The organism is Micromonospora sp. CP22 (genome assembly GCF_009712475.1).
Taxonomy (GTDB): Bacteria; Actinomycetota; Actinomycetes; order Mycobacteriales; family Micromonosporaceae; genus Micromonospora.
This window is the reverse complement of the sequence record NZ_VCJO01000001.1, coordinates 337,281-360,150: the sequence shown is the minus strand read 5'-3', so window position 1 is coordinate 360,150 and position 22,870 is coordinate 337,281. Positions and strand designations below refer to the sequence as shown.

Sequence of the window (22,870 nt, the reverse complement as noted above, 5' to 3'; positions counted from 1 at the left end):
CGGCGACCCCGTCCGGGCCTGTGGCGGCGCTCACCAGCCTTTCCGGGGCAGCCCCGAGCACGCCGCCGCCCGCGCCGGACTGGCCGGACGCGGGCGGCGGATCGTCGGGTCAGCGCCGGTAACGCACCGGCCCCTGCTGTGCGGCCATCTGCTCCAGCCGAGCGACCCGCTGCTCCATCGGCGGGTGCGTGGCGAAGAGCGCGGCCACCCCGCCACCCCGGAACGGGTTGGCGATCATCAGGTGGGCGGTGCTGGTGAGCTGCCCCTCGGCCGGCAACGGCCGCCGCTGGGCACCCATGTGGATCTTCCGCAGCGCGCTGGCCAGCGCCAGCGGATCCCGGGTGAGTTCGGCGCCCGACGCGTCCGCCTGGAACTCGCGGCTGCGGCTGATCGCCAGCTGGATGATGGTCGCGGCGATCGGGCCCAGGATGATGGTGAGCAGCAGCACCAGCGGGTTGGGACCGTCCTCGTCGTTGCCGCCCAGCGGGATGAACAGGGCGAGATTCGCCAGCATGGTGATGATGCCGGCCAGCCCGGCCGCCACGCTGGAGATGAGGATGTCCCGGTTGTAGACGTGCGACAGTTCGTGGCCGATGACGCCCCGCAACTCACGGTAGTCGAGCAGCTCGACGATGCCCTGGGTGACGCAGACGGCCGCGTTCTGCGGGTTGCGGCCGGTGGCGAAGGCGTTGGGCTGGGCGGTCGGGCTCACGTAGAGCCGGGGCATGGGCTGCCGGGCTTCGGCGGCCAACTCCCGCACCATGTGGTACAGCTGGGGGAACTGAGCCTCGCTGACCGGTTGCGCCCGCATCGAGCGAAGCGCCAGCTTGTCGGAGTAGAAGTACGTGACGCCGTTCATCACCAGCGACACGAGTACGGCGATGACCAGGCCGCCACTGCCGCCGAACCAGTAGCCCACCGCCAGGATCAGCGAGGTGAGCAGGCCCAGCAACGCGGCGGTCTTGAGACGGTTGTGGTGCACGATCACTCCTTCGGTGCACGGATGTGTGGAATCCGCTGACCGGTACAACACATCCGTACCCGCGAAACATCCGTCTCATGACTGAGAGTTACCTGAGACGAGGTTCGGGTGGGAATGAGGTGAAGGTTTGCCGGGTTCAGCTACCGGCGAGATCGAGCACGACCTGCGGCGCGAAGCCCACGGCCAGGGCCACCACGGTCGCCACCGTCAGCGCGACCACCACCGCGCGGGCCGGCCGGACGGCGGGGCCCGCCGCGACCCCACCCGCCGGGGCGTAGAGCAACGCGGCGAACCGCAGGTAGTAGGCCAGGCCGATGACCGCGTTGATCGCCACCACCAGGGCGAGCCAGCCCGCGCCGCCGTCGACCAGGGAACGGACCACCGTCACCTTGGCGAACAGCCCGGCCAGTCCGGGTGGCAGACCGGCGAGGCCGATCAGCGCGAACGCCAACCCGGCACCGACCCACGGGTGTCGGCGTGCCGCGCCGCGCAGCTCGTCCAGGTGGCCGCCGTCCGCGCCCGCCGGGCGCAACGCCACCACACCGGCGAAGGCGGCCAGTTCCAGCAGCACGAAGAAGACGGCGTACGCCAGGGCGGCGGCGTACCCGGCGGTGCGGGCGTCCGCCTCGGTGACCAGGGCCAGCGCGCCGAGCGGGGCGAGGATGTAGCCGGCCTGGGCCACCGAGGACCAGGCGAGCAGCCGCACCGTACGCCGCTGACGCAGCGCCACCAGGTTGCCGACGGTCATGGTCAGCGCGGCGACCACGGCCAGCACCGGGCCGGTCACCTCCGGCGGCAGCGCCTCCCGTACCACCGCCAGCAGGGCGATCACCCCACCGAGCTTCGACGCGGTCGACAGATACGCGGCCACCGGCAGCGGTGCCCCGTCGTAGGTGGCCGGTGCCCAGGCGTGGAACGGCACCGCCGCCACCTTGAACGCCAGGCCCGCCACCACCAGCGTCACCGCGACCGTGGTCAACGGCAGGTCGGGCAGCGCCTCGTCGGCGAGCAGCGCACCCAGCCGTTCCAGGTGCAACCCACCGGTCGCCGCGTACAGCAGGGCGGCACCGAGCAGGGTCAGCGTGGTGGCGACCACGCTGACCACGAAGAAGGTCACCGCCGCCTCGGCGCTGGCCAGGCTGCCCCGGCGGAGCCCGACCAGGACGTACAGCGGCAGGGTGAGCACCTCCACCGCCACGATCAGGGTGATCAGGTCACCGGCCGCGGCGAGCACCACGCCACCGGTCATCGAGCAGGTGAGCAGGAAGCAGAACTCCCCCACCGGCGTGTTCCCGGCCCGCAGCATCGGCCCGGACAACGCCAACACCCCGAGGACGAGCAACGCCACCAGCGCGGCGACCAGGGCGGCCCGGCCACCGAAGACGTACGAGCAGTCGGCGCCGACGCAGAACGTGCGTCGTTCGGCCCCCGAACCGACCGCCGCCGCGCCGAGCGTGGTGGCGACCGCGCCGGTGGCCGCCGTGGCCACCGTGGCCACCGGTCGGGCCAGCAGCAGGTCCACCAGGAGCACCAGCACCGCCGTCCCGGCCGCCAGGTACGCCGGGAGCAGCGCCACGTGGTCGACGGTCTGCACCAGGCTCGGCTCGCTCGTCGCACCGAGCCACATGATCTGCTCGCTCATCGCGCCACCACTCCCAGCAGGGCCTCGACCGGGGCTTCCGCGACGCCCAGCACCAGCGTCGGGGCCAGCCCGACCGCCAGCGCGAGCAGCACCAGCGGTGCCCAGGCGGCCAGTTCGGCACCGGCCAACCCGGGCCGGAGCGCGGCGACCGTCGGGGTGGGCTGACCGTGGGTCACCCGCCGCAGCAGCCGCAGCAGGTACGCCGCCGTCAGCGCCCCGCCGAACGCGGCCAGCACCGCCAGCGTGGTCCACAACGCGCCACCGGCATTGACGGCGGCTACCACGGCGAACGCCTCACCCCAGAAGCCGGCCAGTCCGGGCAGGCCCAGCGAGGCGACCGCCGCGAACGCGAGCAGCCCCGACAGGCGCGGCGCGGTCTCCCGCAGCCCGGACAGCTCGCTGAGCGCGCCGGTGTGGGTGCGGTCCTTGATCGCCCCGGCCAGGAAGAACAGCAGGCCGGTGATGATGCCGTGGGCGACGTTGCCGATCAGCGCCGCCTGGATGCCGGTGGCGGTCAGGGTGGCGATCCCGAGCAGGACGAAACCCATGTGCCCGACGCTGGAGTACGCGATCAGCCGCTTCAACTCGGTCTGGGCCAGGCAGACCAGCGAGCCGACCAGGATGGCGGCGACGGCGAGCACACCGAGCACGGGTGCCGCCCAGCGGGCCCCCTCGGGGGCCACCCCGACAGCGACCCGGATCAGGCCGTACGTGCCCATCTTGAGCAGCACCCCGGCGAGCAGCACGCTGCCCACGGTGGGTGCCTGGGTGTGCGCGTCGGGCAGCCACGAGTGCAGCGGCCACAGTGGGCTCTTCACCGCGAAGGCCAGCGCGAGCAGGGTGAAGGCCGCGAGTTGGGTGGCCCGGGACAGGTCGCCGCCGCCGGTCAGCGCCACGATGTCGGCGGTACCGGCGGCGGACACCACCACGTACACGCCCACCAGCAGCAGCACCGAACCGAAGAGGGTGTAGAGGGCGAACTTCCGCCCCGCCCGCCGCCGCGCGTCGGGTGCGGCAGGGTCCGCGCCGTCACCGCCCCAGCCGATGATGATCGCGTACATCGGCAGCAGGACGACCTCGAAGAAGAGGAAGAACAGCACCAGGTCGAGGGCGAGGAAGGTGCCGAGGATGCCGACCTCGACGACCAGCAGCAACGCCACCAGGGCCCGGCCCGCGCCACCGCCGGGCACCCGCCAGAGGCTGTAGGCGCAGCAGAGCAGGGTGAGCAGGGCGGTGAGCACCACCAGCGGCCAGGAGATGCCGTCCACGCCCAGGTGGAAGCGCAGGTCCAGCCCCGGCACCCAGGGCAGGTCGATCGAGTGCCAGGGACGCACCGCCGGAGTGGTCGCCGCGTACGCCGTCCAGCCCTGCTCCCGGTCGGCGACCAACGCCACCGCCGCCACCAGGGTCAGGGCGGCGGCGAGCACACCCACCGACCGGGCCACCCGGTCGCGTGGGATGGCCGCCACGGCCAGCGCGCCCAGTGCCGGCAGCGCGAGCACCGCGACCAGCAGGAACTCCCCGGTGCTCATGCCGTCCCTCCGGCCCGCGCCAACACCCTGAGCTGATCCGCTCGCTCGCTCATGTGGTCACTCCGATCAGGGCGGCGGCCAGGCCGATCAGCAGCGCGCCGGCCAGCACCCCGGCGGCGGCCCGGGGCAGCGCCGCCCGGTGCAGGGTGCCCAGCCCACCGCCGAGGGCACGGGCGGCGCGTCCGGTGCCGGTGACCGCGCCGTCCACCACCCGTTCGTCGGCGGAACGGGCCAGCCGACCCAGCGCGGTCGTCGGGCGTACGACCAGGGTGTGCTGCACGTCGTCGAGGCGGAACGCGCGGGCCAGGACCGGCCGCAGCGGACCCAGCGTGGTGGCCGGATCGACGCTACCGTCGCGCTGCCACCGGGACCAGGCCAGCCCGACCCCGACGAGCAGCAACGCCAACGGCAGCACCATCAGCGGCCCGACGTGCAGCAACCCGGGTACTCCCAGCTCGCCGGGAGCGCTGGACAGCAGCCGGTCGGTGAACCAGGGCGCGAACCCGGCCAACCCGAGCAGGGCCGCCGGCACGGCCAGCAGCAGCACCGGCCAGCGCAACGTGGCGGGTGGGTCGTGCGGACGCGCCGACGGGAGCCGGTTGACGCCGAAGAAGGTCCGCAGCAGCAGCCGGGTGGCGTACCACGCGGTGACGGCCACCCCGAGCAGCCCCGAGACCAACACCAGCCAACCCACCCAGGCCGGTGCCGGGCCGTGCCCGAGCAGGGCGTCCTCCGTGGCGGCGAGCACCCCCTCCTTGCTCCAGAAACCGGACAACGGCGGTACGCCGACCAGCGCGCCGAGACCGATCACCGTGCACCAGAAGGTCACCGGCATGCTGTGCCGCAGCCCGCCCATCCGGGACATCAGCGAGGTGCCGACGGCGTGGATCACCGCACCGGCGGCCAGGAACAGCAGCGCCTTGAACGCCGCGTGGGTGAGCAGGTGGAACAGCGCGGCCGTGGGCGCACCGACGGCGAGCGCACCGGTCATGTAGCCGATCTGCGAGACCGTCGACCAGGCGAGCACCCGCTTGATGTCGTCCTGCGCGGTGGCGGCCAGCGCGCCGAGCAGCAGCGTCACCGACGCCATCACGCCGAGCACGGCCAGCACGGTCGGGGTGGCCTCGAAAAGCGGCCACAGCCGGGTGACCGCGTACACCCCGGCGGCGACCATGGTCGCGGCGTGGATCAGCGCGGAGATCGGAGTCGGACCGGCCATCGCGTCGGGCAGCCAGGTGTGCAGCGGGAACTGTGCGCTCTTGCCGGCCACCCCGGCGAGCAGCAGCAGGCAGGCCGTGGTGAGGGTGGCGGTGCCGTGATCGTGGGCGAGCACGTCGGTGATCCGGAAGCTGCCCGCCGAGACACCGAGCAACGCGATGCCGAGCAGGAAGCCGACGTCGCCGACCCGGGTCACCAGGAACGCCTTCATCGCGGCGGCCGGTGCTTCCGGCAGCCGCCGGTCGTGGGCGATGAGCAGGTACGAACAGATGCCCATCACCTCCCAGCCGACCAGCAGCAGGATCAGGTCCCCGGAGACCACGACCAGCAGCATCGCGGCGGTGAAGAGGCTGATCTGCGCGGCGTACGGCGGGTAGCGGTGGTCGGGTTCGTCGGGCGGCCCCTGCCGCAGGTAGCCGATCGAGTAGACCTGCACCGCCAGGGCGACCGTGGTGACCGCGACGGCGACCAGGGCGGCGGCACCGTCGAGGCGTACCCCGAGGGTGACGGTGAGCCCGCCCAGGTCGATCCAGGTGGTCGAGGCTTCGGCCGGATCGTCCAGGGTGACCAGCAACGCCACCGCCAGGGCCAGGGCACCGGCCGCGCCCGCCACACCGAGGGCCACGGCCACCCGACGGGCCGTCCGGCCGGTGGTCGCGCCGCTCGACGACGGCGGCAGCAGCAGGCCGGTCAGCCCGGCGAGCAGCGGTACGACCGGCAGTGCCGCACCCAACGTCGTGGCGCTCACCGCCGCCCCTCCGGTTCGCTTCCGGCCGCCTGAGCCGCCGCGCTCGTCGTGGCGGGTACCGCCTCGGCGTTCCGGTCGCCCAGCGGAATCGTGTCGACGGCGACGCTGGCCCGCATCCGGTAGAGCTGGAGGACGATGGCCAGGCCCACCCCGATCTCGGCGGCGGCCAGCACGATCACGAAGAGCGCGAAGACCTGCCCGCTGTGCGGCAGCACCGCCCGCACCGTGGCGTCGGCTGTGATCAGGATCAGGTTCACCGCGTTGAGCATCAGCTCGACGGCCATCAGCACCAGCACCGCGTTGCGGCGTCGCAGGACGCCGTAGGTGCCGAGGCCGAACAGGAGCGCGGCGGTGACGTACGGGATGACCGGCCTCACCGTGACCGCCCCCGATCGGCCGTCGCGCCGATGTCGGGGCGGGACAGCACGACGGCCCCCACCAACGCCGACAGCAGCAGCACCGACAGCACCTCGAAGGGCAGCACCCAGCTGCTGAACACCTGCTCACCGATGCGCTCGGCGTTGCCCGCCTCGGGCAGGCTGACCGTCGTCCAGCGGTACGCGTCGACCAGCAACGCCGCCAGGCCGAGCCCCACCCCGCCGCCGATCAGCGCGGCCGGCCAACCGGGACGGTCCAGATCGTCGGAGGCGCCGATCGGTGCGCGGGTCAGCATCACGGCGAACAGCAGCAGCACCACCACCGCGCCGACGTAGATCAACACCTGCACCCAGGCGACCAGCTCGGCGGCGAGGACGAGGTACATGCCGGCCACCGCGCCGAGGCAGACCACCAGGTAGAGCCCCGCACGCACCAGGTGCCGGGTGGACACCACCAGCACCGCCGAGCCGACCGCTACCGCACCGAGGGCGAGCAGCAGCACATCCACCCCGGTCACGCGGGCGTACCTCCGTCGTCGGGGCGTACCGCCGGGGTGGTCGGACGGGCGGCGGGCGTCGTCCCCGGGACGGCGGCCTTGCGCGCGGCGGCGGTCTCCTCCTTCGCCGGTTCGCCGTTCGGGTCGTGGGCCGGGGGCGGCGGCACGGTGGCCATCCACTCGCCCAGGTGGTCCTTGTCGTGCAGCAGGTCCTTGATGTCGTACTCGGCGTACTCGAACTCCGGCGACCAGTAGAGCGCGTCGAAGGGGCACACCTCGATGCAGATGCCGCAGTACATGCAGAGTGAGAAGTCGATGTCGAACCGGTCGAGCACGTTGCGTTGCCGCGCACGCGCGGCACCCGGCACCGCCACCTCCTCCTTGTGGGAGTCGATGTAGATGCACCAGTCCGGACACTCACGGGCGCAGAGCATGCAGACGGTGCAGTTCTCCTCCATCAGCGCGATCACCCCACGCGAGCGGGGCGGCAGCTCAGGGGCGACGTCCGGGTACTGCGCGGTGGTGGAGCGTTTCGTCATCGTCTTCAGCGTGACGGCGAGCCCCTTGACCAAGCCGCTGCCGGGCAGTCCGGTCGCCTCGCCTCGCTCGCTCTCGCTCATGCCGAACATCCTGCCCTGTGTCCCCGGTGCGCGCGACCACCACCCGGGGTTGACGGTCACCGGGCCGGGCCGACGAAGATCGGCCATGATGGGGCGAGGACGAGTCGGGCACACCCCTGGGGGCGACATGGGCGAGGGCGGCAAGGGCAGCGGCGGCAAGTACGTCGAACCGGGTGAGTTCAAGCGGGACCAGAACTACATCACCACCCGGATCACCGCCGACGGACGGGACGGCTACCCGGTCGAGCCCGGCCGGTACCGGTTGGTGGTCAGCCGGGCCTGCCCCTGGGCCAACCGACTGATCATCGTGCGCCGGCTGCTCGGGCTGACCGACGCCATCTCGATGGGCGTCGCCGGGCCCACCCACGACGCGCGGAGCTGGACCTTCGACCTCGACCCGGGCGGGCGGGACCCGGTGCTCGGCATCGAGCGCATCCAGGAGGCGTACTTCGCCCGTTACCCGGACTATCCCCGGGGGATCACCGTGCCGGCCATCGTGGACGTGCCGACCGGGCAGGTGGTCACCAACGACTACGCCCAGATGAGCCTGGACCTGTCCACCGAGTGGACCGCGTACCACCGCCCCGGCGCACCGCAGTTGTACCCGGAACACCTGCGCGCCGAGATCGACGAGGTCAACGCGGTGGTCTTCGCCGACGTCAACAACGGCGTCTACCGGTGCGGCTTCGCCGGCAGTCAGGATGCCTACGCGCAGGCGTACCACCGGCTGTTCGACCGGCTCGACTGGCTCAGCGAACGACTGGCCGGGCAGCGGTACCTGGTCGGCGAGACGATCACCGAGGCCGACGTACGGCTGTTCACCACGCTGGTCCGCTTCGATCCGGTCTACCACGGCCACTTCAAGTGCAACCGGCAGAAGCTCAGCGAGATGCCGGTGCTGTGGGCGTACGCGCGGGACCTGTTCCAGACCCCCGGCTTCGGTGACACGGTCGACTTCGACCACATCAAGCGGCACTACTACGAGGTGCACCGGGACATCAACCCGACCGGTGTGGTGCCGCTCGGCCCCGACCTGTCGAACTGGCTCACCCCGCACGACCGCGAGGCGCTCGGCGGTCGTCCCTTCGGCGACGGCACCCCACCCGCACCGCCCAAGCCCGCCGAGCGCGTCGACCCCGCCCACACCCCGCTGGGCTCCGACGGCGCTGCTGATCGCGGTTGAGCATCGATGTGTTAGGAGGGGGCCCTTCCTATACACGAGGCGTTAATAGGGGGCCCTTCCTTACATCGCCAGGCGGACGGCGGCGGTCAGGACGAGCTGGGCCAGGGCAGCAGGGACCAGGACCAGCCAGCAGAGGCGTTGCAGTTGGTCTGCGCGCAGGCGCGGGTAGGAGACCCGCAGCCAGATGATCACGAAGCTGACGGCGGCGACCTTCAGCAGGGTCCAGAGCCAGCCGAGCTGCGCGTCGGCGAACGGCCCCTGCCAGCCGCCGAGGAACAGCACGGTGGTGAGCGCGGCGATCACCACGATGCCGACGTACTCGGCCAGCAGCAGGAACGCGAACCGCAGGCCGGTGTACTCGGTCAGGTAGCCGAAGACCAGCTCCGAGTCGGCGACCGGCATGTCGAAGGGCGGTCGGCGGATCTCCGCCAGCCCCGCCACGAAGAAGATCACCATCGCCGGGGCCTGCCAGAGCAGCCACCACGGCTGCCACGCCTCGACGATGCCGGAGAGGCTGAGCGTACCGGCGGCCATCGCCACCGAGGCGGCGGCGAGCACCAGCGGCAGCTCGTAGCCGAGCAGTTGGGCGGCGCCGCGCAGCCCGCCGAGCAGGCTGTACTTGTTGGCCGACGCCCAGGCCGACATGAGCACGGCCAGCACACCCACGCCGACCACCGCGAGGACGAAGAAGAGCCCGATGTCGAGCGGCTGCCCGACCAGGTCGTTCGGGCCGAGCGGGATCACCAGCAGGGCCAGCAGGTACGGCACCAGCGCCACCGCCGGAGCCAACCGGAACACCGGCCGGTCGGCGGCACGCGGGGTCACGTCCTCCTTCTGGACGAACTTCACCCCGTCGGCGATCAGCTGCGCCCAACCGTGGAACCCGCCCGCGTACATCGGGCCGAGCCGCCCCTGCATGTGCGCCATCACCTTGTGCTCCGCCTGCCCCACCAGCAGCGGCAGGACCAGGAAGGCGGCCAGCACCCCACCGATCCGGATCACCAGTTCCAGCCAGAGCGGCATCAGGCCCCACCCTCCCCGCCGGACGTCGGACGGGGCGGTCGCTCGCGGGGCGGTCGCTCGCGGGACGGTCGCTCCCGGGCTGGTCGGGCCGGGGTGCCGCCACGCGGACCCTCCCCCACCCCACCGGCACCGGCGGGGGTGGGCACGACTCCCCACTCCCCCGGTGCGGGAACGCCCGGCGGTCGGATCGGACGGCGACCACCACCGGCCTCCGACTCACCCGGCTCCTTCGCACCCGGCCAGGGCTTCGCCACCCGGGAGGCCAGCACGAACTCCTTGCGCAGCGGATGGCCCTCGAACTCCGGTGGCAGCAGTAGCGGACGCAGGTCGGCGTGCCCGGCGAAGTCGATGCCGAACATCTCGTGGGTCTCCCGCTCGTGCCAGGCGGCACCCGGGTAGACCGACACCACGGAGTCGACGGTCGGCGTCTCGCGGGGGACCCGGGCGCGCACCAGGACACCGTGCCGGTGCGTGGTCGACCAGAGGTGGGCCACCACGTCGAAGCCGTCGGCCAGCTCGTCCACCGCCGACAACCAGTCGAAGTAGTCGCAGGCCAGTTCGGTGTCGTCGCGGACTGCCAGCAACGCGGCCCGCCAGGCATGCGGGGGTACGTCGACGGTGGCCCGGGCATGTGCCTGCCCGCCGGAGACCGTCGCGGTGGCCTCGACGGGCGCGAGCAACGCGACGAGTCGCCGGCCGACCTCTTCCGGTGTCATGCCGCTGATCCTAGGACGTGGCTGCGGGATCTCGCTGAGCGCGCACGTGCCCCGACGGGCGAACGGCGGATCTCGGGCGGCCGCCCGGGGCGATGCACGCGGCCGGGTGACGCCTTCGGGCTTCGCCGGTGCCGCCCGCGTACGGCCACCAGGATGGACCCGTGCGCGCTGTGACCGTGATTCCCGGAGTACCCGGCTCGCTGCGGCTGCTCGACGACTACCCGGAACCGGCCCTTGAGGAGGGGCCGATCCTGGTGGAGGCCGTCGCGGTGGGTGTCTGCGGCACCGACATCGAGATCATCGAGGGCCAGTACGGCGAGGCGCCGCCCGGCATCGACCACCTGGTGCTCGGCCACGAGTCGTTGGGCCGGGTGCTGGAGGACCCGACCGGCACCCGACAACCCGGCGACCTGGTGGCCGGGATCGTCCGGCAACCGGACCCGATGCCCTGCCCGAACTGCGCGGCGGGCGAGTGGGACATGTGCCGCAACGGCATGTTCACCGAGCACGGCATCAAGGGGCTGCCGGGTTTCGCCCGTGAGCGGTGGCGGTTGCAGCCCCGGTTCGCCGTGGGCCTCGATCCGTCACTGATCGAGGTGGGCGTACTGCTCGAACCGGCCAGTGTGATGGTCAAGGCGTGGGACCACATCGACCGGATCGGCCGACGCGCGGAGTGGCAGCCGCGTACCGCGCTGATCACCGGGGCCGGGCCGATCGGCCTGCTCGGCGCGTTGCTGGCCAGCCAGCGGGGTCTCTCCGTGCACGTGCTCGACCTGGCCACCGAGGGCCCGAAGCCGGCGCTGGCCGGTGCGCTCGGTGCGACGTACCATTCCGGACCGCTCAACCAGCTGGATCTCGAACCGGACGTCATCGTCGAGTGCACCGGCGCGCCGGTGGTCGTCCTGGAGGCGATGTGCAAGGTCGGCCGCAACGGGATCGTCTGCCTGGCCGGTGTTTCCAGCGGCGGCCGGACCATCGACTTCGATGCGGGCGCGCTGAACCGGACGCTGGTGCTGGAGAACAACGTCGTGTTCGGCTCGGTGAACGCGAACCGGCGGCACTGGGAGGGGGCCGCCGAGGCGCTGTCCAAGGCCGACCGCAGCTGGTTGAGTTCGCTGATCACCCGTCGGGTGCCGCTGGCCGAGTACGCCACCGCCTACTCCCCCGGCCCGCAGGACATCAAGGTGGTCCTCGACTTCGACAGCTGAGCCGACCCGGTCCGGCACCGTCCGCCCGCGCCGGACCGGGTCGGACCGGGTCGGAAGCGGGTCGGGAGCGGCGGGTCGGACCGGGTCGGGAGCGGTCAGATGCCGGGGAGCCGACCGTTGCGGAACAGGTCGACGAAGAGCTGGTGGTCCTGCCGGGCACGGACGCCGTACGCGTGGGCGAAATCGACCAGGTGCCCGACGAAGCCGGCCGGGTCCGCGTCGACGGCGGCGACGATGGCCTCCTCGGTCGAGTAGTCGACGAGGTCGTGGCTGGACTCGTCGTCGGCCACCGAGTGCATCCGGGCGACCGCCCGGCCCAGGTCGGCCAGCACCCCGGCGAGTTCCTCCGGCTCGTTGACGTCCGCCCAGTCGAGATCGGCCGCGTACGGCGACACCTCGGCGACGAGTTGGCCGACGCCGTCGAGTTCGGTGTAGCCCACCCACGGGTCGGCGTGCGCCTGGAGGGCCCGTTGGGACTCGGCGGTGCGGTGCCCCTGGTGCCGGAAGTAGCCGCGCACCCGCTCGTCGTCGATGTACCGCGCCACCGCCGGCACCTGCGCCTGCTTCATGTAGATCAGGACGTCGTTCTCCAACGCCTGGGTGTGCCCCTCCAGCAGGAGGTTGTACGACGGCAGCCCGGCCGAGCCGATGCCGACACCCTTACGCAGCACCACGTCCTTGACGGTCGCCGCGAGCGGCCGGGCCTGCGTGGTCGTGGCGGGCAAGGTCTCCAGGTACGCCTCGAACGCCGCGCACACCCGCGCCCGGACCTCATCGTCGACCTCGTACACCCCGTCGCCGAGGGAGAAACGGCGCTCGTAGTTGTCGACGGTGGTCTGCTCGCGCAGCAGGTCGACCCGGGTGTTCAGCCGTGCCTGCTGGAGCACCCGACGCAGCACGCCGTCGGCGTTGTCCAGCGTGATCGAGCCGATGGCGTCGTCCCCACCGGCGGCGATGGCCCGCAGCTCGACCAGGTACGCCTCGGCGAAGCAGGTGACCAGATCGCTGATCACCCGGTCGGAGAGCGCCTTGGTGTAGCCGATCAACGCCACGCTGGCGACGAACCGCCGCAGGTCCCAGGTGAACGGCCCCACGTACGCCTCGTCGAAGTCGTTGACGTTGAAGACGAGTTGGCCGGAGCCGTTCATGTAGGTGCCGAAGTTCTCCGCGTGCAGGTCACCGTGTATCCACACCCGGCTGGTCTGCGCGTCCAGGAAACGGTCGTCGGCGAAGTCGCCGCGTTGGTCGGCGTAGAAGAGGCTGGCGCTGCCCCGGTAGAAGGCGAACGGCGAGGCGGCCATCTTGCGGAACTTGCGCCGGAAGGCAGCCGGGTCGAGCGCCATCAGGGTGCCGAACTCCTCGGTCAACACCTTGACAATGAAAGCGGAACGCTGTTCCACGACGTCGGTCATGATCCGACGTTAAACACCGGACGCCAGTCGGGATCCGCTCAGGCGTTCGGCGGGCGTACCGCCGGGGCGGTCAGCGAGGCGGTGGAGCGCGGCGCGGCATTGCCGGGTGCGGCGTCGCCCGGCGCGGTGTCGACCGGTGCGGCGTCGCCCGGTGCGGCGAGCGGGTCCGGACGGGGCACGCCGCCGATGCCGGACTGCTCGGCGGCGATCTTCTCCTGTAGCCGGAGGATGCCGTGCAGCAGCGCCTCGGGCCGGGGTGGGCAGCCGGGCACGTAGACGTCGACCGGGATGAGCTGGTCGACCCCCTTGGTCACCGAGTACGAGTCCCAGTAGGGACCGCCGCAGTTGGAGCAGGCACCGAACGAGATGACGTACTTCGGCTCGGGCATCTGGTCGTAGAGCCGCTTGATCGCCGGAGCCATCTTGTCGGTCACGGTGCCGGAGACCACCATCAGGTCGGCCTGCCGGGGCCCGTGCGCGAACGGGATCACCCCGAGTCGCATGAAGTCGTGGCGGGACATGCTGGTCGCGATGAACTCGATGGCGCAGCAGGCCAGGCCGAAGTTGAAGACCCAGAGCGAGTAGCGCCGACCCCAGTTGAGCACGAACCGGATCGGCTCACCGAGCACCGCAGGCAGCTGCACGACCGCTCCCCCTCCCGTCCCCGACAGTCAACCACAGCCCCCACCGCACCTTGCTGAAAGGAAGGGCCCCCTATTAACGCCTGGCGTTGTACAAGGGCCCCCTCCTAACATCGCGCACCGACGGGCCGCTACCAGGCTGGGCGTTGCAGCAGGCTGACGAACTCCACCAGCAGCCGCTCCCGCAGCGCCGGTGGCGCGGCGTCGAGCAGCGTGTTGACCGGGGCCATCCGTTCCGGCAGCCCACCGCCGGGGCCGAGCCCGAGACCGGCGGCGAGTCCGGCGACCAGGTCACCGGTGAGCGCCTCCGGGGCCAACGTGCCAGCCAGGGCCCGCAGTTCCGGCGGCAGTTCCACCGGGCCCGCCGCTCGGGCCGCCGCGACCGCGTCGGCCAGGTCGGGGCCGAACTCCGCCGCGCGGGGGGCCACGGCGGCGGTCACCGTCAGATGGACACTCGGCGGCAGCTCGGCGTACGACAACTGTGGCTGGGTGTGCCAACCGCGTGCCGCCAGTTCGTCGACCAGCACAAACAGGTCCGGCCCGGTGTCGGTGGCGGTCAGGCAGACCACTGTCGACTCCGGCTCGGCCATCAGCCGCAAACCGTCGGTGCCGCGTACCGCGTCGGCCAGCGTGTGCACCGCCTCCCAGGTCCGGCGGGTCAGCTCCAGGTAGCCGTCGTCGCCGAGATGCCGCAGGGTGGCGTACGCGGCGGCGATCGGCCCGCCGGAGCGGGTCGACGAGATCACTGGGTTGATCATGGTGTACCCGGGCCAGTCGGCGTACGCGAAGTACTGCGGGGCGCGCAGCTGCGGATCGCGGTGCAGCAGCACCGACACGCCCTTCGGCGCGTACGCGTACTTGTGCAGGTCCACCGAGATCGAGGTGACGCCGGGTACGGCGAGGTCGAACGGCGGCACCTCGACGCCGAGGCGTCGCAGGTACGGCAGCGTCCAGCCGCCGAAGCAGGCGTCCACGTGACAGCGGACCCCTGCGGCGGCGGCCACCTCGGCGATCTCCTCGACCGGGTCCACCACCCCGTGCGCGTACGAGGGAGCCGAGCAGACGACCAGCACCGTCTCCGGCCGGATGGCGGCGGCCACGGCGGCGGCAGCCGGTCGCAGGGTGGTCGGGTCGATCGGCACGGTGTCCAGTTCCACCCGCAGGTAGTGGGCGGCCTTGGCGAACGCGGCATGCGCGCTGGCCGGTACCACGATCCGGGGTGCCGTGATCTCCGGCCGGGCGTCCCGGGCGGTCTTCACCGCCAGGATCAGCGACTCGGTGCCGCCGCTGGTGACGCTGCCGACGACATCCGGAGCGCTCGTGCCCGGCCCGCCGCCGAGCAGCCGCGCCGCCGCCGCGACCAGCGAGTTCTCCATGGCCAGCAGGGACGGGAAGGCCGTCGGGTCGAGCCCGTTGACATGGGCGCTCTCGGCGTACGCGGCGGCGGCCAGGTCGTCGAGTCCGGGTACCGCCGGGTCGTACACGTACGCGAACAGCCGTCCACCGTGGGTCGGCCGGTCCATCGCCCGCAGCTGCCGGATCTCCGCCAACACCTGCTCCGCTGGCAGGTTCTCGTCGATCATGAAGTGGTGGCGCCCTTTCCGTGGGTTTCAGCGGCTCGGGGTTCCTGGCACAACCGCGGCATCGGGGGTGGCGGGTGTCAGGCGGGACGGGGTGAGGTCGTAGGGGCGCAACAGGAGGGTAGCCAGGCCGATCAGGAGCGCGGGGAGGACCGTGAAGCCGAGCAGCACGCCGAGGCGGGCGGTGTCGGTCTGGGTAGCGGCGGTGCCGGTGGTGGAGGAGACGTAGCCGGTCAGGGCGAGCACCAGACCGTAGATGCCCGGCCCGAGGGCCAGCCCGAACGTCTCACCGGCCGTCCACACCCCGGTGAAGACGCCGGCCTGCCGCCGCCCGGTACGCATCGTGTCGTACGCGATGCAGTCCGGGAGCATGGCCAGGGCGAACACCTGCTGTCCGGCGTACCCGACGCCGAGCAGCGCGACCAGCAGATAGACCACGAGGGTCGGCAGCACCGGCGCGGCGACCAGCGCCAGCCCACCGGCCGACAGGATCAGCGACGCCGCCACCAGGGCGGCGAGCTTGCCCACCCGGGCACCCACCCGGGACCAGAGCGGCATCACCACCAGCGCCGGGCCGACGAAGCAGGCGAACAGCACGGTCGGGCCGGTCGTCGAGTCCCGCAGCACGTGGTCGGCGAAGTACTGGACTCCGGCGAGGATCGTGGCCACCCCGGCGGACTGCACCACGAAGCAGAGCAGCAGCGCCCGGAAGGGCCGGTTACGGGCCGCGACGGCGAGCTGGGCGCGCAGGCTCGGCTCGCTCTCGCCGACCGTGCCCTGTGGCGCGGACCGGGTGCCGAGGAAGGCACCGACGGCACCGAGCGCGATGAGGGCGGCCACGAAGACGCCCATCCACCGGTGCCCGGCGATCCCGCCGCCGGCCGCGTCGCGCACCAGTGGCGCCACCGCACCGGCGACCAGAATGGCCAGGGCCAGTACCGCGATCCGCCAGGTCATCATCCGGGTACGTTCGGCGTAGTCGCTGGTCAGCTCAGCGGGCATGGCCACGTACGGCACCTGGAAGAAGGCGAACGCGGTCGCGGTGGCCAGGAAGGCGACGGCGACGTACGCCCCGGCGGCGGCACCGGCACCGAACGGCGCGGCGAAGATGGCCCCGAAGAGTGCGGCCAGCGCCAGCCCACCGAAGAGCAGGTACGGACGTCGAGCGCCCCACCGTGACCGGGTGCGGTCGGAGATCCGCCCGGCGACCGGGTTGACCAGCACGTCCCACGCCTTCGGCAAGAGCACCAGCAGGGCGGCCATCCCGGCGGCCACGCCGAGCGTGTCGGTGAGATAGGGCAACAGCAGCAGCCCCGGCACGGTGCCGAAGGCGCCGGTCGCCAGTGAGCCGAACGCGTAGCCGGCGTGCACCCGGCGCGGCAGCGCGCCCGGTGCCGCCGCCACTCCGGCACCGCCGGCCGTGGCCGCCGAGGCGGCGGTGGACGGGCCGGAGGCGGGCGTGGGCGAGCCAGGTGCGGATGGTGGGCCGGAGGCGGGCGTGGGCGAGCCGGGTGCGGATGGTGGGCCGGAGCCACCCGGCGACGCGATCATGGGGCCGAATATTACTCACGTTATGGCGATGGTCACATCCCCTGCTCGGGCCACCACCCCGCCGATTTCATGTCCACCCCGGCACCACGCAGCGGCGTCCCCTCCGCGAGCCACCGCGCCCGTGCCTGCTGGGCCAGCCTCGGCGGCAGTACGCCGCCCGCGTTCACCACCCGGTGCCACGGCACCCCGGCACCGTGCCGAGCCATGATCGCCCCGATCAGCCGCGCCGACGCCCGCCCGGAGCGCTCGGCCAACGCGTCGGCCACCGCCCCGTACGACATCACCCGGCCGGGCGGGATCCGGTCGACCAGTTCCAGCACCGCCTCGACGTACTCGTCAGGTGTCACAAGCGGCCAGACTATGGGAACGGCGGCTGGCCACGCCGCGACCACAGCGCAGAATGGGCGGGTGCGTGACGCAGTAAGGGCGGCCCGGCGGGTCGTTGTCAAGATCGGGTCTTCCTCGTTGACCACCGCCAGTGGCGGGCTGGACGACGAGCGGGTCGACGCGTTGGTCGACGCCCTCGGCCTGCGCGACGTCGAGGGCCGCGAGGTGGTGCTGGTCTCCTCCGGTGCCATCGCCGCCGGCCTCGCCCCCCTCGGCCTGGCCCGACGACCGCGTGACCTGGCCACCCAGCAGGCCGCCGCCAGCGTCGGTCAGGGTCTGCTGATCGGGCGGTACGCGACCGCCTTCGCCCGGCACGGCCGCACCGTCGGGCAGGTGCTGCTCACCGTCGACGACGTGACCCGGCGGGCGCACTACCGCAACGCGTACCGCACCCTGCGCAAGCTGCTCGACCTGCGAGCGGTGCCGATCGTCAACGAGAACGACACGGTCGCCACCGAGGAGATCCGCTTCGGCGACAACGACCGGCTGGCCGCGCTGGTGGCCGCGCTCGTCGACGCCGACCTGCTGGTGCTCCTCTCCGACGTCGACGCGCTCTGGACCGGCGACCCGGCCCGACCCGGCTCCCGCCGGATCGCCGAGGTACGCGACGAGGGAGACCTGGTCGGCGTCGAGATCGGCGGCAGCGGTCGCGCGGGGGTCGGCACCGGCGGCATGGTGACCAAGGTCGAGGCGGCCCGGATCGCCACCGGCTTCGGCATCCCGGTGGTGCTCACCTCCGCCGCCCAGGCCGTCGCCGCGTTGACCGGGGAGCCGGTCGGCACCTTCTTCCACCCCAGTCTCCGCCGACCCGCCGCCCGGCTGTTCTGGCTCGCCCACGCCACCGCGCCCCGGGGACGGCTGCACCTCGACCCGGGCGCGGTGGCCGCCGTGGTGGGCCGACGCAAGTCGCTGCTGCCCGCAGGCATCACCGCCGTGGACGGGGCGTTCACCGCCGGTGACCCGGTCGACCTGGTCGACACCTCCGGCGCGCCGGTGGCCCGAGGGCTGGTCAACTATGACGCGATCGAACTGCCCGGCCTGCTCGGGCGGTCGACCGCCGACCTCGCCGCGGCCCTCGGCCCGGCGTACGAACGGGAGGTCGTCCACCGCGACGACCTCGTACTGCTGTAGATGCTGGTAAGGAAGGGCACCTTGTTAACGCCTGGTGTATTACAAGGGCCCCTTCCTAACACTGTGAGGAGCAAGGCATGAGCGTGAGTGAGCAGGCTCGGCGGGCGCGAACGGCGGCGGAGACGCTGGCCGTCGCGACGCGTACCGCCAAGGACGCCACGCTGCACGCGATGGCCGACGCGCTGGTGGCGCGTACGCCGGAGATCCTGGCCGCGAACGCCACGGACCTGGCGGCCGGACGCGATGCCGGGCTGAGCGCGGCCGTGCTGGACCGGCTCGCCCTCGACGAAGGACGGGTGGCCGGCATCGCCGACGCGCTGCGTCAGATGGCCGCGCTGCCCGACCCGGTGGGTGAGGTGGTCCGTGGTTCGACCCTGCCCAACGGGTTGGAGCTGCGCCAGATCCGGGTGCCGTTCGGCGTGGTCGGCGTCATCTACGAGGGTCGCCCCAACGTGACCGTGGACGCCGCCGGCATCTGCCTGAAGGCCGGCAACGCGGCGCTACTGCGCGGCTCCTCCTCGGCCGCGCACTCCAATGCCGCCCTGGTCGCGGTGCTGCGCGACGCGATCGGCGAGGCCGGCCTGCCCACCGACGCGGTGCAGCTGGTCGACGCCAGCACCCGCGACTCGGTCAAGGAGCTGATGCGGGCCCGAGGCCTGGTCGACGTGCTGATCCCGCGTGGCGGCGCGTCCCTGATCCGCACCGTGGTCGAGGAGTCGACCGTGCCGGTCATCGAGACCGGGGTGGGCAACTGCCACGTCTACGTGGACGCCGCCGCCGACGTGTCGATGGCGGTCGCACTGACCCTGAACGCCAAGACGCAGCGCCTGTCGACCTGCAACACCGCCGAGTCGCTGCTGGTGCACGCCGACATCGCCGACGCCTTCCTGCCGGCGGTGCTGGCCGCCTTCGCCGACGCCGGGGTGACCGTGCACGGCGACGAACGGGTCGCGGCGTACTCCGACGCCGTGGTCCCGGCCACCGACGAGGACTTCGGCACCGAGTACCTCGCCGCGCACATCTCGGCCGCCGTCGTCGACTCGCTCGACGCCGCGGTCGCGCACATCCGGCGGTACGGCAGCGGCCACACCGAGGCGATCGTCACCGACTCGCAGTCGGCCGCCCGGGAGTTCGTGGCCCGCGTCGACTCGGCAGCCGTGATGGTCAACGCCTCCACCCGGTTCACCGACGGCGGCGAGTTCGGCTTCGGCGCCGAGATCGGCATCTCCACGCAGAAGCTGCACGCCCGTGGCCCGATGGGTCTGCCGGAGCTGACCAGCACCAAGTACGTGGTCACCGGTACCGGTCACCTCCGCACCTGAGCCCCAACCGGGTCAGCGGAAGGCGCGGATCACGGCGAGGGTGGCGTGTACGTCGAACTGGTGGCCGTCGTCGCTGCTCCAGCCGCCGTCGGTGCGCTGCGTCTCGCTGAGCCGACGCCGCGCGGCCACCAGCGTCCACTCCTGGTGGTCGACGCCCACCCGGCGCAGCGTCACGGCGAGCCAGGCGGCGTCGGCGGCTGACGCCTGCGGCAGCCGCTCCGCCAGCACCGCCTTGATCTGCGCCGACTCGTAGAACATCTGCTGCCGGTGCAGGACCGCCGCGCTGAGCCAACCGGCGGCCAGGAAGGACGGCCAGCTGCCGTCCGGGCGCAACTGGGCGGCGAGCGCCTGGCTGGCGGCGGTCACCACCCCCGCGTACGCCCCGCCGACCCGGTGGTCCAACGGTCCGGCGGCTCGGGCGTCCAAGCCCGCCACGGTCAGCCAGAAGGCGGCGTTGGCGGTGAGGTACAGCCGCGCCTCCGGGTCACCGGGGCGGGCCCATTCGGGCGCGGAGTCCGCGAGCGCCGGGTCCTCCTCCCAGCAGCCGTCCCGGTGCTGACCGGCGGCGAGCCAGTCCAACGCCCGACGGGCGCTCGGGCGGCCCAGCGCACCGAGATCGTCCAGTTCCGCGAGGCGGAAGCAGGTCGCGTCGACCGAGGCGATCTCCTCGCCCCAGGAGGCCGGCCAACCGCCGCCGAGTGTCTGGCCGACCTCGGCGCTGTCGAGCACCTCCGGCGGTGGCGGCGTACCGGCGCACAACCAGGACAGGCGGGCACGCTCCACCGCGTCCCCGTGAGCCACCACGAACCCGATCGCGGCGTCGATGTCGACCACGGCGGCCACGCTACCGGCGCAAACGTGATCTCGCCTCAGGAGGACGGATAGGTGAGATCCGACCGACGGCAGGGTAGCGGCGAGGGGCCACTCCACCCTTCGGCGAAGGCGGAGTGGCCCCTCGGCCGGTGACTCAGTACGCGGGTAGCGACGGGTCGACCTGCTTGATCCAGGAGAGCACCCCACCCTGCACGTGCACCGCGTCGCGGAACCCGGCCGCCTTCAACGCGGCCAACGCCTCGGCGGAACGGACGCCGGACTTGCAGTGCAGCACGATCTGACGGTCCTGCGGCAGCTTGGACAGCGCCTCACCGGAGAGGATCTCGCCCTTGGGGATCAGGGTGGCACCGGGGATGCGGACGATCTCGTACTCGGCCGGCTCCCGGACGTCGACGAGGAAGATGTCCTTGCCGGCGTCCTGCCACTCCTTCAGCTCGGTCGCGGTGATGGTGGCGTCGACCACCGCCTCCTGGGCCTCCACCGACACCGCGCCGCAGAAGTCCTCGTAGTCCTCCATCAGGTCGGTCAGCGTCGGGTTCTCGCCGCAGAGCACGCAGTTCGGGTCCTTGCGAACCTTGATCTTCCGGTAGCTCATCTCCAGGGCGTCGTAGACCATCAGCCGACCGACCAGCGGCTCACCGATGCCGGCGAGGAGCTTGATCGCCTCGTTCACCTGGATCGAGCCGATCGAGGCGCAGAGCACACCGAGCACGCCGCCCTCGGCGCAGGAGGGCACCATGCCCGGCGGCGGCGGCTCCGGGTAGAGGCAGCGGTAGCAGGGGCCGTGCTCGGCCCAGAACACCGAAGCCTGACCGTCGAAGCGGTAGATCGACCCCCAGACGTACGGCTTGCCGAGCAGCACGGCCGCGTCGTTGACCATGTACCGGGTGGCGAAGTTGTCCGTGCCGTCGACGATCAGGTCGTACTGGGCGAAGATCTCCCGGACGTTGTCCCGGTCCAGCGCGGTGTTGTGGATCTCGACGTTCACCAGCGGGTTGATCTCACGGATGCTCGCCGCGGCCGAGTCGGCCTTGGAGCGGCCGACGTCGGAGACGCCGTGGATGACCTGACGCTGGAGGTTGGACTCGTCGACGGTGTCGAAGTCGATGATGCCCAGGGTGCCGACCCCGGCGGCGGCCAGGTACAGCAGGGCGGGAGAACCGAGGCCACCGGCGCCGACACAGAGCACCCGGGCGTTCTTCAGCCGCTTCTGCCCGGTCACCCCGACGTCGGGGATGATCAGGTGGCGCGAGTAGCGACGGATCTCGTCAACGGTCAGCTCGGCGGCGGGTTCGACGAGCGGGGGCAACGACACGGTGGACTCCCCGGGATCGATGTGGTGGGCAACCGGGCCATTGTCGCTCGCCGACCCGCTCATCGACCATGAGCAGCGACACGTCGCCCGACATGCGGGAGCGGGAATACCCGGCCGATCCAGGTCAGCCGATCAGCTCACCGACGTGTCGACGCCCGTCGAGGATCGGCCAGGCGTTCGCCAGGCAGCCGTCCAGGCCGTACGTCTGCTGTTGCATGACCGGTGCCGGAGCCCCCGGGCCCGGACACGCCTCGTGCCCCTCCCCGAACTCGTGCCCTACCTCGTGGTTGATCACGTATGCCCGGTAGACCTGGAGCGGTGCGCCGTAGTCCGGCACCGCCTCCAGCCAACGGGCCAGGTTGATGATGACCTGTCCGGGCAGCCGGCACGAGGTGTAGCCCTCCGTGCTGAGTCCCCCCTCGGCGCACATCGCCTCCGAGGTCAGCGGGGTGGCCAGGTAGATGGTGAAGTCCGCCGGTTCCGCCTCGCCCACCCGCTGGACGCGCAGTTCCCCGGTGCCGATCCAGCTGCGGGGGTCGGCCAGCACCGCGTCGACCTCGGCGGCGAAGGCGTCCGGGTCCTGGCCGGTGTCCTGCTCGACGGCGACCCGGTAGCGGGCCACCGGTCCGTCCTCGCCGTGCACCGGTGAGCGGTCACCGGCCACCGTGAAGCTGCCCGCACCCACCCACGGGTACCCGCTCCGCTCGTCACCTCCCGCACCGGAGGCGACCCGGTGGCCGAAGCCCTGGTCCGGCTCTGCCACCGGCTGACCGGCGCGGGCCAGCAGCACCACCACGGCGGCGGCCAGCACCACGCCCAGCAGCACGGCCGTCCGGTGCGGTAGCACCGACCCGGGACGCCGGTCTCCCGGCTCCGGTGGACGAGCCGAACCACCATAACCAGATGAAAGGGGCGAAGAGGGCATAGCCCCATGGTCGCACCCCATTTCCG

At 72.2% G+C, this 22,870-nt stretch carries 21 protein-coding genes; 4 read left to right on the top strand and 17 right to left on the bottom strand.

Annotated features, from left to right (window positions below; translation table 11 throughout):
• Positions 1-109: 109 nt before the first annotated feature.
• The 7 genes from htpX to FF096_RS01615 form a co-directional block, all read right to left on the bottom strand.
• A complete protein-coding gene (gene htpX, locus FF096_RS01645) occupies positions 110-982 on the bottom strand; it encodes a zinc metalloprotease HtpX (RefSeq protein WP_309222475.1) in 873 nt (290 codons plus the stop codon).
• 136 nt (positions 983-1,118) lie between these two features.
• Positions 1,119-2,624, bottom strand: a complete 1,506-nt coding sequence (locus FF096_RS01640) for an NADH-quinone oxidoreductase subunit N (protein WP_230462220.1) — start codon at positions 2,622-2,624, stop codon at positions 1,119-1,121.
• Positions 2,621-4,156, bottom strand: coding sequence for a NuoM family protein (locus FF096_RS01635; RefSeq protein ID WP_155214531.1), 1,536 nt, complete (start codon positions 4,154-4,156; stop codon positions 2,621-2,623). The genes FF096_RS01640 and FF096_RS01635 overlap by 4 nt, the downstream gene beginning before the upstream one ends.
• A 49-nt stretch (positions 4,157-4,205) precedes the next feature.
• Positions 4,206-6,122, bottom strand: a complete 1,917-nt coding sequence (locus FF096_RS01630; RefSeq protein ID WP_309222474.1) for an NADH-quinone oxidoreductase subunit L — start codon at positions 6,120-6,122, stop codon at positions 4,206-4,208.
• Positions 6,119-6,499, bottom strand: a complete 381-nt coding sequence (gene nuoK, locus FF096_RS01625) for an NADH-quinone oxidoreductase subunit NuoK (protein ID WP_309222473.1) — start codon at positions 6,497-6,499, stop codon at positions 6,119-6,121. Before nuoK ends, FF096_RS01630 begins: the two co-directional genes overlap by 4 nt.
• Entirely contained in the window at positions 6,496-7,017 is a 522-nt protein-coding gene (locus tag FF096_RS01620) for an NADH-quinone oxidoreductase subunit J (protein ID WP_309222472.1), read from the bottom strand. The genes nuoK and FF096_RS01620 overlap by 4 nt, the downstream gene beginning before the upstream one ends.
• On the bottom strand, positions 7,014-7,625 hold the full coding sequence (locus FF096_RS01615; protein WP_375335274.1) for a NuoI/complex I 23 kDa subunit family protein: 612 nt from the start codon (positions 7,623-7,625) through the stop codon (positions 7,014-7,016). The genes FF096_RS01620 and FF096_RS01615 overlap by 4 nt, the downstream gene beginning before the upstream one ends.
• Before the next feature lie 118 nt (positions 7,626-7,743).
• On the opposite strand from FF096_RS01615, the gene FF096_RS01610 reads away from it, so the two are divergent.
• Positions 7,744-8,799: a glutathione S-transferase family protein gene (locus FF096_RS01610; RefSeq protein WP_155214849.1), complete on the top strand. Its 1,056-nt coding sequence runs from the start codon at positions 7,744-7,746 to the stop codon at positions 8,797-8,799.
• A gap of 60 nt (positions 8,800-8,859) precedes the next feature.
• Here the strand turns inward: FF096_RS01610 and FF096_RS01605 are convergent, their stop codons facing one another.
• Both FF096_RS01605 and FF096_RS01600 read right to left on the bottom strand, forming a co-directional pair.
• Complete coding sequence (locus FF096_RS01605; RefSeq protein ID WP_155214529.1) at positions 8,860-9,822, bottom strand: complex I subunit 1 family protein; 963 nt, start codon at positions 9,820-9,822, stop codon at positions 8,860-8,862.
• Positions 9,822-10,538: an NADH-quinone oxidoreductase subunit C gene (locus FF096_RS01600; RefSeq protein WP_230462219.1), complete on the bottom strand. Its 717-nt coding sequence runs from the start codon at positions 10,536-10,538 to the stop codon at positions 9,822-9,824. Before FF096_RS01600 ends, FF096_RS01605 begins: the two co-directional genes overlap by 1 nt.
• A gap of 161 nt (positions 10,539-10,699) precedes the next feature.
• Between FF096_RS01600 and FF096_RS01595 the strand changes: the two genes are divergently transcribed.
• Positions 10,700-11,746 carry a glucose 1-dehydrogenase gene (locus FF096_RS01595; RefSeq protein WP_309222471.1) on the top strand — a complete coding sequence of 349 codons (1,047 nt, stop codon included), beginning with the start codon at positions 10,700-10,702 and terminating at the stop codon, positions 11,744-11,746.
• Between the two features lie 95 nt (positions 11,747-11,841).
• Here the strand turns inward: FF096_RS01595 and FF096_RS01590 are convergent, their stop codons facing one another.
• The 5 genes from FF096_RS01590 to FF096_RS01570 all read right to left on the bottom strand — a co-directional run bounded on the left by FF096_RS01590 (position 11,842) and on the right by FF096_RS01570 (position 17,277).
• Positions 11,842-13,158 (bottom strand): DUF2252 domain-containing protein, encoded by a 1,317-nt coding sequence (locus tag FF096_RS01590; protein WP_155214528.1) that lies wholly within the window; start codon positions 13,156-13,158, stop codon positions 11,842-11,844.
• A gap of 38 nt (positions 13,159-13,196) precedes the next feature.
• Positions 13,197-13,802: an NADH-quinone oxidoreductase subunit B family protein gene (locus FF096_RS01585; RefSeq protein WP_309222470.1), complete on the bottom strand. Its 606-nt coding sequence runs from the start codon at positions 13,800-13,802 to the stop codon at positions 13,197-13,199.
• Positions 13,803-13,930: 128 nt separating this feature from the next.
• Positions 13,931-15,382 carry an aminotransferase class V-fold PLP-dependent enzyme gene (locus FF096_RS01580; RefSeq protein ID WP_155214526.1) on the bottom strand — a complete coding sequence of 484 codons (1,452 nt, stop codon included), beginning with the start codon at positions 15,380-15,382 and terminating at the stop codon, positions 13,931-13,933.
• A 27-nt stretch (positions 15,383-15,409) separates the two neighbouring features.
• On the bottom strand, positions 15,410-16,930 hold the full coding sequence (locus FF096_RS01575) for an MFS transporter (protein WP_155214525.1): 1,521 nt from the start codon (positions 16,928-16,930) through the stop codon (positions 15,410-15,412).
• Between the two features lie 32 nt (positions 16,931-16,962).
• Positions 16,963-17,277: an MGMT family protein gene (locus FF096_RS01570; protein ID WP_309222469.1), complete on the bottom strand. Its 315-nt coding sequence runs from the start codon at positions 17,275-17,277 to the stop codon at positions 16,963-16,965.
• Positions 17,278-17,338: 61 nt separating this feature from the next.
• Here FF096_RS01570 and proB point away from each other — a divergent pair, with 61 nt between their 5' ends.
• A complete protein-coding gene (gene proB / locus FF096_RS01565; RefSeq protein ID WP_309222468.1) occupies positions 17,339-18,448 on the top strand; it encodes a glutamate 5-kinase in 1,110 nt (369 codons plus the stop codon).
• Between the two features lie 77 nt (positions 18,449-18,525).
• Positions 18,526-19,770, top strand: coding sequence for a glutamate-5-semialdehyde dehydrogenase (locus FF096_RS01560; RefSeq protein ID WP_155214522.1), 1,245 nt, complete (start codon positions 18,526-18,528; stop codon positions 19,768-19,770).
• A 12-nt stretch (positions 19,771-19,782) separates the two neighbouring features.
• Here FF096_RS01560 and FF096_RS01555 read toward each other — a convergent pair whose 3' ends face one another.
• The 3 genes from FF096_RS01555 to FF096_RS01545 all read right to left on the bottom strand — a co-directional run bounded on the left by FF096_RS01555 (position 19,783) and on the right by FF096_RS01545 (position 22,745).
• Positions 19,783-20,604, bottom strand: coding sequence for a squalene--hopene cyclase (locus FF096_RS01555; RefSeq protein ID WP_375335273.1), 822 nt, complete (start codon positions 20,602-20,604; stop codon positions 19,783-19,785).
• A gap of 133 nt (positions 20,605-20,737) precedes the next feature.
• On the bottom strand, positions 20,738-21,919 hold the full coding sequence (moeZ, locus tag FF096_RS01550; protein ID WP_375335272.1) for an adenylyltransferase/sulfurtransferase MoeZ: 1,182 nt from the start codon (positions 21,917-21,919) through the stop codon (positions 20,738-20,740).
• Positions 21,920-22,043: 124 nt separating this feature from the next.
• Positions 22,044-22,745, bottom strand: coding sequence for a DUF3152 domain-containing protein (locus FF096_RS01545; RefSeq protein WP_309222466.1), 702 nt, complete (start codon positions 22,743-22,745; stop codon positions 22,044-22,046).
• Positions 22,746-22,870 lie beyond the last annotated feature (125 nt).